The sequence below is a fragment of the Mycolicibacterium vaccae NBRC 14118 = CIP 105934 genome, assembly GCF_001552715.1.
GTDB lineage: Bacteria > Actinomycetota > Actinomycetes > Mycobacteriales > Mycobacteriaceae > Mycobacterium > Mycobacterium vaccae.
Window position 1 is genome coordinate 48,466 of the sequence record NZ_BCRS01000001.1, and the last position, 14,587, is coordinate 63,052.

Annotated in this window: 11 protein-coding genes; 5 read left to right on the plus strand and 6 right to left on the minus strand. The window is 67.2% G+C overall.

From position 1 onward, the window contains the following. Window positions 1-3: 3 nt before the first annotated feature. Window positions 4-2,157 (minus strand): EAL domain-containing protein, encoded by a 2,154-nt coding sequence (locus MVA01S_RS00205; RefSeq protein ID WP_003929772.1) that lies wholly within the window; start codon window positions 2,155-2,157, stop codon window positions 4-6. Between the two features lie 262 nt (window positions 2,158-2,419). Here MVA01S_RS00205 and MVA01S_RS00210 point away from each other — a divergent pair, with 262 nt between their 5' ends. From MVA01S_RS00210 to MVA01S_RS00225, 4 genes are all read left to right on the plus strand, one after another. Further along, window positions 2,420-3,895: an EspA/EspE family type VII secretion system effector gene (locus MVA01S_RS00210; protein WP_003929773.1), complete on the plus strand. Its 1,476-nt coding sequence runs from the start codon at window positions 2,420-2,422 to the stop codon at window positions 3,893-3,895. 42 nt (window positions 3,896-3,937) lie between these two features. Continuing rightward, window positions 3,938-4,228, plus strand: a complete 291-nt coding sequence (locus MVA01S_RS00215) for a hypothetical protein (RefSeq protein WP_003929774.1) — start codon at window positions 3,938-3,940, stop codon at window positions 4,226-4,228. Then, window positions 4,225-4,491: a hypothetical protein gene (locus MVA01S_RS00220; protein ID WP_003929775.1), complete on the plus strand. Its 267-nt coding sequence runs from the start codon at window positions 4,225-4,227 to the stop codon at window positions 4,489-4,491. Before MVA01S_RS00215 ends, MVA01S_RS00220 begins: the two co-directional genes overlap by 4 nt. 475 nt (window positions 4,492-4,966) lie before the next feature. Next, complete coding sequence (locus tag MVA01S_RS00225; protein WP_051015241.1) at window positions 4,967-5,704, plus strand: bleomycin resistance protein; 738 nt, start codon at window positions 4,967-4,969, stop codon at window positions 5,702-5,704. 165 nt (window positions 5,705-5,869) lie between these two features. Here MVA01S_RS00225 and MVA01S_RS00230 read toward each other — a convergent pair whose 3' ends face one another. The 4 genes from MVA01S_RS00230 to MVA01S_RS00245 all read right to left on the minus strand — a co-directional run bounded on the left by MVA01S_RS00230 (window position 5,870) and on the right by MVA01S_RS00245 (window position 11,690). After that, window positions 5,870-7,525, minus strand: coding sequence for an NERD domain-containing protein (locus tag MVA01S_RS00230; protein ID WP_003929777.1), 1,656 nt, complete (start codon window positions 7,523-7,525; stop codon window positions 5,870-5,872). Window positions 7,526-7,619: 94 nt separating this feature from the next. Further along, window positions 7,620-9,023 carry an amidase gene (locus MVA01S_RS00235; RefSeq protein WP_003929778.1) on the minus strand — a complete coding sequence of 468 codons (1,404 nt, stop codon included), beginning with the start codon at window positions 9,021-9,023 and terminating at the stop codon, window positions 7,620-7,622. A 35-nt stretch (window positions 9,024-9,058) separates the two neighbouring features. Beyond that, window positions 9,059-10,519 (minus strand): purine-cytosine permease family protein, encoded by a 1,461-nt coding sequence (locus MVA01S_RS00240; protein WP_003929779.1) that lies wholly within the window; start codon window positions 10,517-10,519, stop codon window positions 9,059-9,061. A gap of 268 nt (window positions 10,520-10,787) precedes the next feature. Next, window positions 10,788-11,690, minus strand: a complete 903-nt coding sequence (locus MVA01S_RS00245; protein ID WP_003929780.1) for a LysR family transcriptional regulator — start codon at window positions 11,688-11,690, stop codon at window positions 10,788-10,790. 125 nt (window positions 11,691-11,815) lie between these two features. Between MVA01S_RS00245 and MVA01S_RS00250 the strand changes: the two genes are divergently transcribed. Then, window positions 11,816-12,976 carry an iron-containing alcohol dehydrogenase gene (locus tag MVA01S_RS00250; protein ID WP_040540846.1) on the plus strand — a complete coding sequence of 387 codons (1,161 nt, stop codon included), beginning with the start codon at window positions 11,816-11,818 and terminating at the stop codon, window positions 12,974-12,976. A 6-nt stretch (window positions 12,977-12,982) separates the two neighbouring features. On the opposite strand, the gene MVA01S_RS00255 is transcribed toward MVA01S_RS00250, so the two are convergent. Then, a complete protein-coding gene (locus tag MVA01S_RS00255; protein WP_003929782.1) occupies window positions 12,983-14,542 on the minus strand; it encodes an ATP-binding protein in 1,560 nt (519 codons plus the stop codon). Between the last annotated feature and the right edge of the window lie 45 nt (window positions 14,543-14,587).

Here is a 14,587-nt window from a genome sequence, read left to right on the forward strand (position 1 = left end):
CCGCTACTCCGCCATCCCGATCGCGTCGGCGCGCGCGTACCAGTGCGCGATGTGGCGCCGGCGCCGTTGGTCGTACATGGCCTGGTCGGCGCGGTCGAGCACCGCGTCGACGCTTCGGCCGTCGCCCGGGCGGTGGGTCGCCACGCCGATGGTCAGCGTCACCGGCACCGTGGTGCCGCCGGTCAACGCGATCGGTGCGGCCTCGAACTGCCCGGCGATCTGTGCGGCCAGCAGACCCAGCGCGCGGTCCTCGACGATGTCGGTGATGACGAGGAATTCGTCGCCACCCCACCGAACCACGAGGTGTTCGTCGCCGACGGTCGCGAGCAGGCGGGTGGCGACCTCCACGAGAAGTTGATCGCCGGCGTGGTGGCCGCGGCTGTCGTTGACGGCCTTGAATCGTTCGATGTCGCAGAACAACACGCCGTAACCGTCGTCGTTGGCGTCGAGCTCTTCGAGCCTGCTCCAGCCGGCGGACCGGTTCGCGATCGCGGTCAATGGGTCGGTGGCCGCCTGGCGGGCCAGGTCGGCGGCGCGAACTCGCTCGGCGGTGACGTCGACGATCTGGGAGACGAAGCACAGGGGCCGGTCCCGCGGCGCGTGCACCAGCACGGCGGTCAACGCGCACCACACCACGTGCCCGTCGGCGGCGATGTACCGCTTGTCGATGCGGTATGAGCGGCGGCGCCGCGCCAGGCACTCGGCGACCAGGCTCAGGTCGGAGTCCAGATCGTCGGGGTGGGTGATTTCCTGAAAAGTGAGCTCCGCCAACGCCCGTCGGCTGTATCCCAGCATCGTGCGCAGCGCCCGGTTGGTGCGCAGGAACTTGCCGTCCAGGCCGACGACGGCCATCCCGATCGGTGAATGGGCCAGCGCCAGTTCGAAGGGCCGCTCCCCCAACAGATCTACCGCGGTGGGCGCGGATTCGGCGGGTGCGGCGGTCGCCTGGGCGGCGGGAAAGCCGTGGTGGTGCGGCTTGGGCCGGCTGAGGCAGTAGCCCTGCGCCCAACTGATACCGGAGGCGACGACCGCGTCGAGTTCGCCCTGGGTTTCCACACCTTCGGCGATCACCGTCGCGCCGATCTGGCCGGCGAACTGCGCGATGGCCTGGGCCAGTCGGCGGCGGGCGTCGTCGACGTCGATGTGCCGGGTGATCGACTGGTCGATCTTGACGAACTCGGGGGCCAATTCCAGGACATGGGAGAACGAGGCGAAACCCGCGCCGACGTCATCGATGGCCACCCGCATACCGCGCGCCCGGCACGTGTCGAGCGCGTCGTCGAGCGCCCCGTAATTCGGGATGGCATCGTGCTCGGTGATCTCCAGGACGATGCGCGACGGGTCCACATCGGCGAGCAGCTCATGCCAGGGCACGGCCAGCGCCGCGGCCGGGGAGATGTTCATCGCCACGAACGCGTCCTCGGGAAGCTGCGGGATCAACGTCAGCACCCGGCCGACGATCGCCGTCTCCAGCTCGATACCGAGCCCTTGCAGGGCCGCCTGCTCGAAGAACTTGTCGGGCCGGAACGGTTCGCACGGGAAGCGGGCGAGCGCCTCGACGCCGACCACCTTGCCGGAGGAGGCGTCATGGATGGACTGGAAGACGACCTCGAAGTCCCGTTCCGACACCACCCGCCGGATCGCCTTGCGCTGCTCGACTGTGGGGTCGGCGCTGCCGGGCGGCGAGTCGATCAGGGTGCCGATCAGATCGGCGACCTGTTTGACGATGCGCAGGTCTTCCTCGGCGAGGTCGGGCTTCGCCTCCCGGCTCACCACGCAGACCATGCCGACCGTCGCGCCGGCCTCACCGAGCACCGGCACACCGACATAGGCGCCCAGACCCGAGTCGCGGGTGATCGGCAACGCGGCCGTGATCTGATCGGCCGAGGTGTCGGGGATGACCGCCGGCAGCCGGCCGTCGATGACACGCACACAGTACGACTCCGACATCTGGTAGCGCTGACCTGGGGAAACTCCGAGGTCGGCCGCGTTGCCGTCGAGGACTTCGATCACCTGCATGCCGTCCTGGAAGACCGACAGCCACGCGGCGTCCAGGCCCAGGCGGTGACGCAGCACGCCCAGCAGTGTTCGAACAAGATCGACGGGGACCTCCCGTTCGTCCCCGGAGCGGTACCCCGGCACCTGTTCGACCCACATGGCAAAAAATAATAGATGTGTTAATTACCTGTCGCCGACCAACGGCTGTTCCCGTTTCAATGACGTGACCATGACGTGACCTTGATTGAGCTGGTCGAACCGGGGTGGATCCTGGCGATTCACCCACATAGGGTCGACCTGACCGATCTTTCACAAGCACCGCGAGAGCGAATCCAGCAAGCATCGCGGCAGCGTCAGATTGGTGCGTCCGCGGGTGCCGGAGTCGGCCGATAATGAGACGCATGGCAGGGGCGGCGCGGGGGTGAGCGCACTCGAGGGGTTCCTGTCGACATGGACCAGGGCGCGGGCGACCTTCGGAGCCGGCGCTCCGCAACCGGGCGCGTCGTATGACCACAGCGGCGCGCTCAGCCGGCTGACCGACGACCTCGACCGGGCGGCACCCGCGGGGCACTGGTCGGGCGGCGCGGCCACTGCGTACGGCAGAGCCAACACCGATCACCAGTGCGTGGTGCGCGAACTGGGCAGCCTCGACCAACGGCTGGCCGAGCAGATCGACCGGTCCGCGCACATCGTGACCGCCGGTCGGCAGGACCTGGACGCGGTCCGCGAATGGGTGGTCGCGGCCGCGGCGAGCGCGCCGCGCAACCGGGCCGGCGAGCTGATGCTGGCCCCGATCATCCAGAAGGGCCTGACCCAGCTGACCGAGATCGTGACGCGCGCGAACGCCGACCTGAACGCGGTCGGCGGCTCCATCGCCACCATCGGCGGGGAGTTCCAGGCGCTGGGCACGGGCCAGAAGTTCGGCGGGCCGCCGGAGACGCCGGCGCCCGGAGAAGACAACCTCGACGAACTCGATAAGTCGGAGCGCACCAGGAACCAGATCGACGCGTTCCGGGAGGTGTTCGGCCGCAACCCGGTCAGCGACAGCGATTGGCTGACCGCCTCGGCCCTCGACCCGCACAGCTACGACCCGAAGAACCAGGGCGTGGAGGCCAATGTCGTGGTCGGGCGGATCGAACCGGTGCCCGGGCAGGGCGTGGTGCGCACCAACCTGTTCATCCCGAGCGAGGACGTATGGGCCCCGACCGTGGGACTACCTCCCTACGACAACAACCTGGGGGACAACCGGGGCTTCTCCCCCACCGCCGGGCCGGAGGCGTCGCGGGTCGCGATCTACACCGACTTCGACAACGGCATTGTCGTGGCGCGGCAGAACCCGTCGATCAACGCCGACACCGGCGAAGTGCGCACCGGCACACCGTCGATCGGTGCGGTACAGACCGCCGATGGCGGGGTGCTGATCAACTACAACGCCGCGGATCCGTTCTCGCCGGGCGGGGAGAGTCTGGCCAAGGGGTCGGGCATCAGCGTGAACGGCACGCTGGGCATCGTGCCGTCCGAGACCGGACCTCGGGTGGGGGGTGACGACGTGACGACGTTCCCCGCGCTGGAGGTCTACAGCGACCGCGGCGGGACGACGACCACGCTGCTGCAGGAGTGGCCGACGTTCTTCGACAATGCCGCCGGCCCGCTGGCCGGTCTGCCCTTCGACAAGGGCGTCGGCGATCCGACCGTGGTGCCGAGCTTCAACAGCGTTGTCCCGCAGATGGTTCCGCCCGCGATACCCGGTGTCGGCGAGCCGGCTCCGATTCCGGTGCTCCCGCCGACGACGATCGTGCCGCCGGGGAACTTCACTCCGTTCGGCCCGGCCGGCGACGCGCCGGCGGTGCGGCAGTACACGCCGCTGCAGGGCACCGAGTTCCTCCCGGGCCGATGACGCGTGCAGTACCTACAATCCACGAATGGGAAGGCTGATGCGGTGATCGACTGGACGCGTGCGGCGCTGATCGGGGCGCTGGCAGGCGCGGTGTTCTGGGCGGTGACGGTGTACGTGCTGATCGCCTCCGACGGGGCGCCGGCCGTATGGGCGGCGGTCGCGATCGCGGGTATCGCGCTGCTGGCGGCCGGGGTACTGCTCTACCGTCGCGGCAACTCCACTGAATCACGTTGCCGCGGTGCGGCACTTGCATTGGCTCCGCTCACCGGGATCGTGCCGGTGGCAGTGTTCAGCGCGGCGGGGTTGCTCGTGGAGGTGGGAGCATCGGTATGACGAACCCCCAAGTCGTCCGCACGCAGCGGCCAGCTGTCCTGCTGACGGGATTCTTCGTGGGGTTCGCGTCGGTGTGCCTGACGATGGGGGTGTTCTGGCCGTTCGCGCCGTTGTTCCCGTTGTTCGTGGCCGGAGTCTCCGCACTGGTTCCGGTGAAGGGGCACTTCGAGTTCGCGAAGGGCGCGCTCATCGCGATGCTGGGCGTGATCGCGTTCGAGATCCTCTTTGTGGTGTTGATGTTCGTGGGGGCGGGGTTGCGGTGAGCTGAAGGCGGACACCGATAAGGAACCCGCGCCACGTATCTCCGACACAGAGGTGCGGGGCAATTGCAATCGGTCACGTCCTCGCCCCTCGTCGCGAAGTATGTCAGCAGCGACCACCAAGGTAGGAACAAGACAGCGAGATCAAGGGTGCGGCAACAGTTTCGTCTGCACCCGGTACAGCAGAATCACCGGTGTTGCTAAACACTTCCTCGAGCCGCGTCAACAGCGCCGGAGACCGACGCTGGGCACCGGCGCGCTTCACGATCAGCTACCTATCAGGTGCCCGTGACAACGATTCCGGTGATGTAGGGCGGGCGCCATTCGAGCACCGAGTCCCGCGGAAGAGCGGACCGGTCTGCACAAGGTCGCGCAGGCAACTGTCTCGCAGATAGCACTGAACTGCCGATGGCCAGGGAAAGTTGAGGTTCTCACAATCCTGTGCGTCGGCAGAACGGGTTCTCTACCGTCAGAGAGCATGACGGAGAAGACGATTCCAAGGCTGATGGCACCGTCCATTCAGCCGGTGGCTGACTTCTACACCGCGCTGGGATTCGAAATCACGTTCCAACAAGCGGCGCCATACCAGTTTCTGAGTGTGAGGCGTGGAGGCATTGAACTGAACTTCTACGGCGACAAGGAGTTCGATCCGGTGACCTCCACGCATGGCTGCCTGGTCGACACCGATGACGTCGACGAGCTCTACACCCTCTTCACCAAAGGGTTGCAGGATGCCTATGGGTCCGTGCCCATCCAGGGGGTTCCGCGGGTCGGTGCGTTGGCGGACACGAGTTACGGCGTGCGACAGTTCCTGATGGTCGATCCCGGTGGGAACACGATCCAGATTGCCCAATCGATCAGCGAGGACCAGGGTCATCGGCCACTGCCACGAGGAACGTTCGACCGCGCGATCCACATGGGTTCGTTGTACGCGGACTCGAAGCAAGATCTCGGTTTGGCGGTCAAGGTTCTGGACCGGGCGCTACATCGCACCGATGAAGAGCCGACGGAGATCCAGCTCGTCAAGCTGCTGGTGTTGCGAGCAGATGTCGCGGTCCGCCAGGACGCGCAGGACCTCGCGCAGGAACTGCTGGCCCGCGCAAGGGCGGTCGGAGCCGGCGGACCGGAATTGGCGGACACCCTCCGGCGGGCAACGGAGCTCGAAGCCGGGCTGCAAGCAAAATCCATGCGGCCGCCTCGGACTGAGGCGACCTGATCATTTGTCGACGCGAAGCCGGCGGCTCGGCTACCGCACCAACATGGCCCGACGCACCCGTCCGGACAACATCTGGGTTCTGTCACCCCGCGGCCACGCGTCCGGTATCGAATCGGATCGCCCAGTCAATGTCGTCACCACTTTCGGAGGTATCTCGCACGACCGCTAGGCCGGAATGTTCAACCGCCGAGCCAGATCCGGTCCGCCGACCTCGCGCAGGAAGTTCGGATCTCCGCAGACGACGAGTTGGTCTCGGGCACGGGACAATCCGACGTAGAGGCGTTCGCGGGAGCGGTCGAATGCGGACTCCTCGTTGACCACGAGCACGACGGCGCGGCGTTCGAGGCCTTTGAAGCCGAGGACGTGCCCGTAGAACACCTGATCGTTGTCCCAGAAACTGTCCCAGTAGGCGGCGCTGCCTGCGGCCTGACGCTCGCGCTGCTCGGGGTGGCGGGTCCCGGTGGTCAGCAGCGCCACATCCTCAGGCCGCCAGCCCTGCTCGAGCAGTAACTCGACCTCGTCGTCACCGGCATCCATCGCCTCCGTCCGAGAGCACGGGACGTACTTGACCGCCGGGCCCTCGCCGCCGAGGAACCGCATCGGGTGGTCCACCAACGGCTGGAACGCGTTGGCGATCTGGCGGGTGTTGCGCAGGTTGTGGTCGAGCACCAGCGGGACCAGCGGCACCGGCGGTGAGCCGTGCCGGCTGAACACCCGCTGCCCCTCGTCGGTGAACACGTACAGCCCGCCGGTCTCGTCGTCTTTCAGCGCGGCCAGCAACGGATCCCACCAGGCGTCGGCGAAGTCCTGGGCCTCGTCGACGACGATCGCGTCGAAGCGGTGCCCGTCGTCGAGTTGTGCTGCCAGTTCCGCCATCTGGGCGGGCAGGTCGTGTTCCCAGAACTGGACGGTCTCGTCGGTGCGCAGCGATTCGTCGGGTCCCTCCGGAGCTCCCCAGCGCTTGCCGAGGTCGTGGAACTCGCCGACGTAGGCGGGTTGGTGGCGGCGGTTCCAGGTGGCGGTGATGCGTTCCAGGTAGGAGGCGAGGCCGTGCGAGTAGCAGACCAGCGCGACGCGCTGTCCGTCGCGGGCCAGCCGGCGGGCTTGTTCCATCGCGAGGAACGTCTTGCCGCTGCCCGCGCCGCCGCGGATCTCGACACGGTTGAGCAGCCGGATGGCGTCGAGGATGACCGACTGGTGCTCGGTGAGAATGTCGGCGGCGTCCTCGTTTTCGAGCGCGCGGGCCACGACGCTGCGTTGCGGCAGCCCCCGGCCGCTGAGGGATTCGCCGAGCTGGGCGATGCCGTCGCGGGTCAGCAGGGGCCGCTCGAGTTCCTGGGCGTGCAGGACGTGACGCAGCTGGGCGCCGATGTCGGACAAACCGGTGCGGTCGATGACTTTCCAGCGCGGGCACTCGGGCAGGGCGAAGTCGTCGGGCAGATCGGTATTGGGCAACACGACGACGTGGTCCCAGCGCAGCCGGCCGTGGCTCCAGCGGGGATCGTTCTCGACGAAGCTGCGCAACGCATAGCAGGCTTCGCGAGCCTGGCGCACAGGGTCGATCTCGACCTCGCGGCCGCGGCGCTTCTGCCGCCACGATTCGCCGTCGTGCCACACCTCACCGCCCTTGACCTCCAGGCACACGATGCCGGCGCCCTCGATCGCGACGAAGAAGTCGATCTCGTGGTCTTTGAGATGGTCGGTGACGCGTTTTCCCGGGATCACCAGGTCCCCGGGTTCGAGCTGGTCGAGCAGGGCCTGCCAGACCTTGCGTTCGGCGCCGTTGGCCAGCCGCGGTGTCTCGGTGACGGTGATGGTCACGCGACGTCCCCCTTCGTCGCCGCTGATGTTAGCCAGCAGCACCGACACCGGGGTCAGGAACTCGTCAGCCGGAGGCGTGGCCCCCGACCGACGCTCACAGATCTGGGTGTTGCTTGTTCCACGGCGTCGCGGCCTGGAACGCGCCCACCACATCGACCAGCCGTCGTTCGGTGAACGCGCCGCCGACCATCTGCAGGCCGACCGGGAACGGCAGGCCGGCTTCGGTCGTGGTGAATCCTCCAGGGAACGTGATGGTCGGCAACTGCGACAGTGTGAACGGCACCGTGAACCGGTGCACACCGGCGGTGGTCTCCTCGTCCATCCGGATCATCTTCTCGACCGGCGGCGCGATGAACGACATCGCCGGGATCAGAACGCCGTCCACCCCGGCCAGCGCTGCCTCCATCTGCCCCTTGAAGATCAGCCGCCGTTGCAGCAGCTCGTCGTACTCGATACCCGACATGGACCGTCCCCGGTCGATGAGCTCGCTGAGCGCCGGGCCGTAGCTGTCCCGGTGCTCGGGGTACAGCCCGCGGTGTGCGCGTGCGGTCTGCACGGCGCACACCCCGAACCAGTCGGTGATGGCCTCGGTGGGATCGGGCAACCGGGTCTCGATCAGTTCGGCGCCCAGGTCACGCAGCGCCTGTTCGGCTTCCCGGTGCGCCTTCTCCACGTCGATGCTGACGTCCTGATAGCTCCAGTCCGGGTCGATGCCGATCCGGACTCCCTGCAGTGAGCTGGGCACCGTGGTGCCGAACTCGGGCACAGGCTGCGACGACGCCGTGGGATCGCGGGGATCCGCGCCGGCGATCGCGCCGAGGATGAGGCCCGCATCCCGCGCGGAGCGGCAGATCGGTCCGACGTGGTCGAGCGTCGCGGCGAGCTCGACCACCCCGGCGCGGCTGACCCTCCCCCAGGTCGGCTTCAAACCGGTGGCGCCGTTGGAGGCTGACGGCATCCGGATCGATCCGCCGGTGTCGGACCCCAGCGCCCCGTAACACAGCCCGGCCACCGGGGCCACCCCGCTGCCGCTGGAAGAGACGCCGACCCAGCGATTCGGGTCCCAGGGATTCAACGGAGCCCGGAACGGTGGTGTGTGTTCGGTGTAGACGCCCTCGGTCGTGTGTACCTTGCCGACGATGACCGCGCCGGCCTGTTCGAGCCGCTCGACGACGGTGGCAGTGCCGGCGGCCACCTGACCCGCGCGCACGGCCATGCCCGCTTCGGTCCGCCAGCCTGTCTTGTCGTAGATGTCCTTGATGGCCAGTGGGATTCCGTCGAGTGGTCCCCGCGTGGCGCCGGCTGCGCGCCGATCATCGGATTCAGCGGCGGCGACCATCGCCTCCTCCGCTGCCACGTAGGCGTACGCGCCCAGGCGGTCGTCGGTCGCGACGATCCGGTCGAGTGTCGACTCGGTCAGTTGCCGGGCGGTGACGTCCCCGTCGGCCAACAGGCCGACAAGTTCGCAGATCTCCCGGTAGTGCAGCGCCTCAGTCATGTCGTCAACCTTCCTGTGCTGGTGCTCATGTCGGGTCACTCGGCCGCTCGGGACACTGCCGTCTTGCGCAGGTCCGCCATGTCGTCGACATCCAGCGCGGGTAAACCGTACTGCGAGCCCTTGGTGAGGATGGTCAGCGGTATGTACACGATCGGCCCGATCAGCATCGCAGCGAACGAGGCGAAGTGCATCGGGTACACACCGGCCACGCCGAGTGCGCCGACGGTGAGTCCCGTTGCCAGCGCTGCCATTCCACAGACATTCCAGTCCTTGACACGACCTTCGCGGTATTCGATCAGGTTGCTGGGGGCCAACTTGAGCAGCTTGCGGCAGATGAAGTAATCGCTGAGGAGGATGAAGATCCACGTGTTCGTCATGATGCCGGTCACCGCGAGGAACTTGTCGGTGTACTGCAGCACGTTGATCGGGTAGAGGACGATGCCCAGGACGACCAGCACCACCATCCACCACTGTCGGCCGACCTTCCTCGGCGACAGCACATCCCAGGCGTTCGACAGCGCAAGCGAGCCGGAGTACAGGTTCATCACGTTGATGCGCACCTGAGTCAGGATCGCGAAGATGACGCCGAGGACACCCATCACGACCGCGAAGATCAAGCCTGGATCGGTGGCGGCAAGCTCTCGCTCAGCCTGGGTGCCGTCGAAGTGCGAGATCATCGTGAAGCCGAGGAACACGCCCAGCACCATGACCACGGAGATCATCAACAACTCGACCAGCATCACACCGCCGGTGCCGACGTAGGTCACCGACCGCTTCACGAACCGGCCGTAGTCGGTGGCGATGAGGGCCTGGAAGACGACCTGGCCGTTGGCGAGGCTGAGCGCCTGCCACATCGCGGTGGCAGTGACGCCGTCCTCGACCGCCCACTCACCGGGACCGACGAGCACGTACCCGTTGGCGAGCATCACCATGCCGACAACGAACAGCACGAGGAAGATCGGCATGCCGAAACGCTGCAGGACGTTCATCGAGTGCATGCCGCGCCACGAGTAGTACAGCGCGATCAGTGCCACGATGGCGAAGACGACGCTCGCACCCGCCGAATTGATTGATATCCCGAGGATTTCACTCAGCCCGTGCGAGACGATGCTGCCCTCGAAGATGAAGTAGAAGACGTAGTTCACCGCGTAGACGAACGACGCGATCGCAGAACCGCGGGCGCCAAAGCCCAACCCGCGCGACAGTAGCGGCAGCGAGAGGCCCTGCTGGCTGGCGATGCGCATGACCAGCGCACCGACCACGGTGGCGCCGATGACCATGTAGGCGATGGGCACGAGCACTCCCGGCCAGCCGACCAGGAAGCCCATCTGACCGCCCAGGGCGAACCAGAACATCGCGGTGACGTTTCCGGTGAGCACCAGCAGGATCGCGGGCCTGCGCCATCGCTGACTGTCCGGCACCCGGGTGGTGGCATAACTTTCGACCTGGTCATCCAGACTGGTGGCCGGCCCGTGGAAGTAACTACTGAAACTCAACGCGAAATCCTTTCCTGCCTCCGTTACGCAGCTCAGCGCTGCGGAACCTGAGGTGATGAGTGACGAAAGTGCAGCCAGACTAGGAGTATTGGGGCGTGCCACAATGCACTGCGATGTGGTACACATCAGAGCCTGGGCGTTTGCCGAAGTCAATGACTATTTCTGCACCAAGCAGTGCAGAAATGCAGGGCCAACGACCTGCGCGGCACTCGCGCTCGAAATATCCTCTGCTGCAACACATCCCGAGATATCGGGTACAACCAGACGCTTACGCGGCGTGTGTGGTCGCGCTCAGATCGGGGTGGTTGTCGACGGTCTCCTGCAGGAATGCACAGACGGTCCGGACCCGCTCCAGGCGTTCGAGTTCGCGCGGCACGACCAGCCAGTACAGCCGCCTGACGTTGAACGAGTCCGGCAGGACACGGACCAGGCGTTCGTCACCGTTTCCGATGTAGGCGGGCAACGGCGCCACGCCGAGGCCGCTGCGGGCCGCGAGCCAATGACCGGTGATATTCGATATCTGCGCGTGGACGGTTTGAATGTGCGGCAGCTCGTCGAAGATCCTCAGCGGCTCAACGTCCATGAGCGCGTTGACATACCAGATCAGTGTGTGCGCACGCAGATCGGCCACCGCGCCGATCGGCGGATGGGACGCCAGATACTCACGCGTCGCGTACAGGCCGAGGTCGTAGTACGCCAGCGCGTCGGAGCGCACGGCGCGTGACGTCGGCCGCTCCAACGTCACCGCGACGTCGAAATGCCGCTCAGACACCGCGTTGTGCACGGTCGCGGTGACCAACTCGACGCCGAGGTGGGGGTGGGCTTTCTTCAACTCGACGAGCTTGGGCGCGATGATGAAGGCACCGAAGCCGTCCGTGGTGGCGATGCGGATCGAACCCGTGAGGATGTCCGCCGTCGCGCCCTGGGTGTCATAGGCAGCGATGACCGCCGATTCGACCGCCTCGGCGCGGGGCATCAACCGCTTGCCGGCTTCGGTCAGCCGCCAGCCGCTCGGCGCGCGGTCGAAGAGGCGCTCACCGAGGGAGCGTTCTAGCGCGGTGATGCGGCGCCCCACGGTGGTGTGGTCGACCTCCAGGACACGTGAGGCGTCGCTCAGCCGCCCAGCCCGGGCCACCTCCAGGAAGTACCGAAGATTGTCGGCATTTCGCATGCAGCCTCCCGTGCATTTTTGCAGTCGCCAAAGCGTATTTTCTCGTTGACTGGTGCGCAAATCTCACCTCTGATGGTGGTGTGACACAGACCGCCCACGCCACCGACACCAGAACGGCTGATGCTTTGCCCTACAACGTGACTCTCCCGCGCCACAGCAAGATCGGCGCCGGTGCCGCCGCGGAACTCGGCTCGCTGTGCACGCAGGTGGGCATACGCCGCCCGGTCCTGGTGACCGACCGCTACCTCAGCGAGACCGGGCAGGCCGACCGATTGGTGGACATCCTGCGGGCCGCGGGCTGCGAGCCGGCCGTCTTCTCCGAGACGGTGCCCGACCCCACGTCCTCGTCCCTGCAACCCGGCCTGGAAGCGGTGCGAAAGCACAAGGCGGACGGGGTGATCGGCTTCGGCGGCGGCAGCCCGATGGACACCGCCAAGGCGTTGGCCGTGCTGGCGAACTCCGAGGACGGCATCGCGTCGTTCAAAGCCCCGAATCTGTACAGCGGCCCTGCGCTGCCGATCGTGGCCGTCCCCACCACCGCCGGAAGCGGTTCGGAAGCAACTCAGTTCACGGTGATCACCGACGACGACTCCGACGAGAAGATGCTGTGCCCGGGATTGTCGTTCCTGCCGCTGGCCACGGTGATCGACTTCGAGCTGACCGTCTCGATGCCTGCGCGCCTCACCGCCGACACCGGCGTCGACGCGCTCACCCATGCCATCGAGGCCTATGTGAGCCGGCGCGCGAATCCGTTCACCGACGGTCTGGCCCTTGCCGCGATGCGCACCATCAACGCCAACCTTCGGCGCGCCTACGCCGACGGCCAGGACCGGCAGGCCCGCGAGGCGATGATGCTGGCGTCGACCCAGGCGGGCATGGCCTTCTCGAATGCGAGTGTGGCGCTGGTGCACGGGATGAGCCGACCGATCGGCGGGCATTTCCATGTGGCGCACGGTCTCTCGAACGCGATGCTTCTTCCTGCCGTGACGCGGTTCTCGGCGGAGGCTGCCACCGGGCGCTACGCCGACTGTGCGCGCGCGATGCGGCTGGCCGACGAGTCGGCGAGCGACGCCGTCGCGGCGGGGGCTCTGGTCGACGAACTGGACGCCCTGTGCGACGACGTCGCGGTGCCTTCGCCTGCCGAGTACGGCATCGACGAGAAGGAGTGGGACGCACGTCTGGAGGTGATGGCCCAGCAGGCGCTGGCCTCCGGATCCCCGGCCAACAACCCGCGGGTGCCTGACGCCGACGACGTGGTCGAGCTGTATCAGGCGATCTACCGGTAGCCCGGTTCACGATCCCGTGCACTCCAGGGTGTACTGCCGCACGGCTTCGCCGAGTCGGTACTGCGTGCGACCCTCGTGGACGTGTGGGGTCAGCAGCGACTTGTCGACCAGCGCGGTCACCACATCGGGCGCGCCGTCCGCATCGAATCCGTCTGCGCTCCTGGCAAGTTCGTTCAGCAGCGACTTCTCGGAATCACCGAGCCGCCGGTACGACCAGTCGAGGCAGGCTCGCAGTGTCCGGTGCCGGGGTGCGACCGTCCGGCACCCCGGGTGTGACGCATCGAGTCCGGCGCGGAGACTGTCCCGGATCTCGCTGAGAGACAAGGTCCGGCTGCGTGACGCGACGATCTCGATCGCCAGCGGCAGACCGTCGAGCCGGTGGCAGATCTGCGCGACCGTCGCCCGGTCATCGCACCGCAGAGCGAATCCCGCGTTCGCTCGACGCGCGCACTCGACGAACAGCGCGGTCGCGTCCTCCGGTGACATCGGCGGGACCCGGTAGAGCTGCTCACCACTGATCGCGAGCGGTTCGCGACTGGCGGCCAGCACGGTCGCCGCAGGGCAGGCGCCCAGCACCGCACCGATCAGCGACGCTCCGGCGTCGAGCAGGTGCTCGCAGTTGTCCACGACCAGCAGCAGGTTGCGGTCACCGATGTGCCCGGCCAGCTCGGTCGCGCCGACCGGTCCCGCCAACCCCAGCGCCTGCGCTGCCGCGTGCGGCACCTCGGCCGGGTCGGTGACCCCGGCCAGGTCGACGTACCACACGCCGTCGTCGAACCGGTCGCGCGCACGGTCGGCGACTTCCGCCGCGAGCCGGGTCTTACCGGCGCCTCCGGGCCCGCACAGGGTGATCAGCCGACGTCCGTCCAGAAGTGTGCCGAGATCGTCCAGTTCGGCGCTGCGGCCGACGAATTCGGTCAGATACACCGGCCGGTGGTGGAACGTGCCGATCTGGCCGGACCGAAGAGGGGGAAACTCGTTGCCGGAATCCGGATGGCACAGCTGCGTGATGCGTTCGGGACGGGTCAGCCCGCGAAGCGGGTAGCTACCCAGGTCTTTGAGCCACGTCTGCGGCGGCAGCGTGTCACAGATGAGATGTGCTGTCGCCGAGGACATCAGGGTCTGGCCACCGTGGCCGAGGTCGCGCACCCGCGCCGCGCGGTTGACCAACGGTCCCATGTAGTTGCCCTCGTCGCGCAGGTCCGCGGCGCCGGTGTGGATACCGATACGTAGCCGGATGGGCGACAGCTGGGCAAGTTGCAGGTCCAGCGCACACGCCACCGCGTCGTCGGCACGGGCGAAGGCGAGGACGAAGCTGTCACCCTCGCCCTGCTGGACCGGGCACACGCCGTTGTTGAGGTAGGCCAACTCGTCGACGACGCGATCCATGGTCGCCAGCGCGGCGGCCATCTGCTCGGGCTGGCTGTCCCACAGCCGGGTGGATCCTTCGATGTCGGCCAGCAGCAGCGTGACGGTTCCCGTGGGCAGGCAGCGGTTCTGCTCGCCCGTCCACGACAGGTCCGGGCGCGTCGGTCCGCACTGTCCTGAGGGCTTGAGGGCTGACATGCGATCTCCACCGGATTGAGAAGTCGTTCAGATGTTTCCATCCTG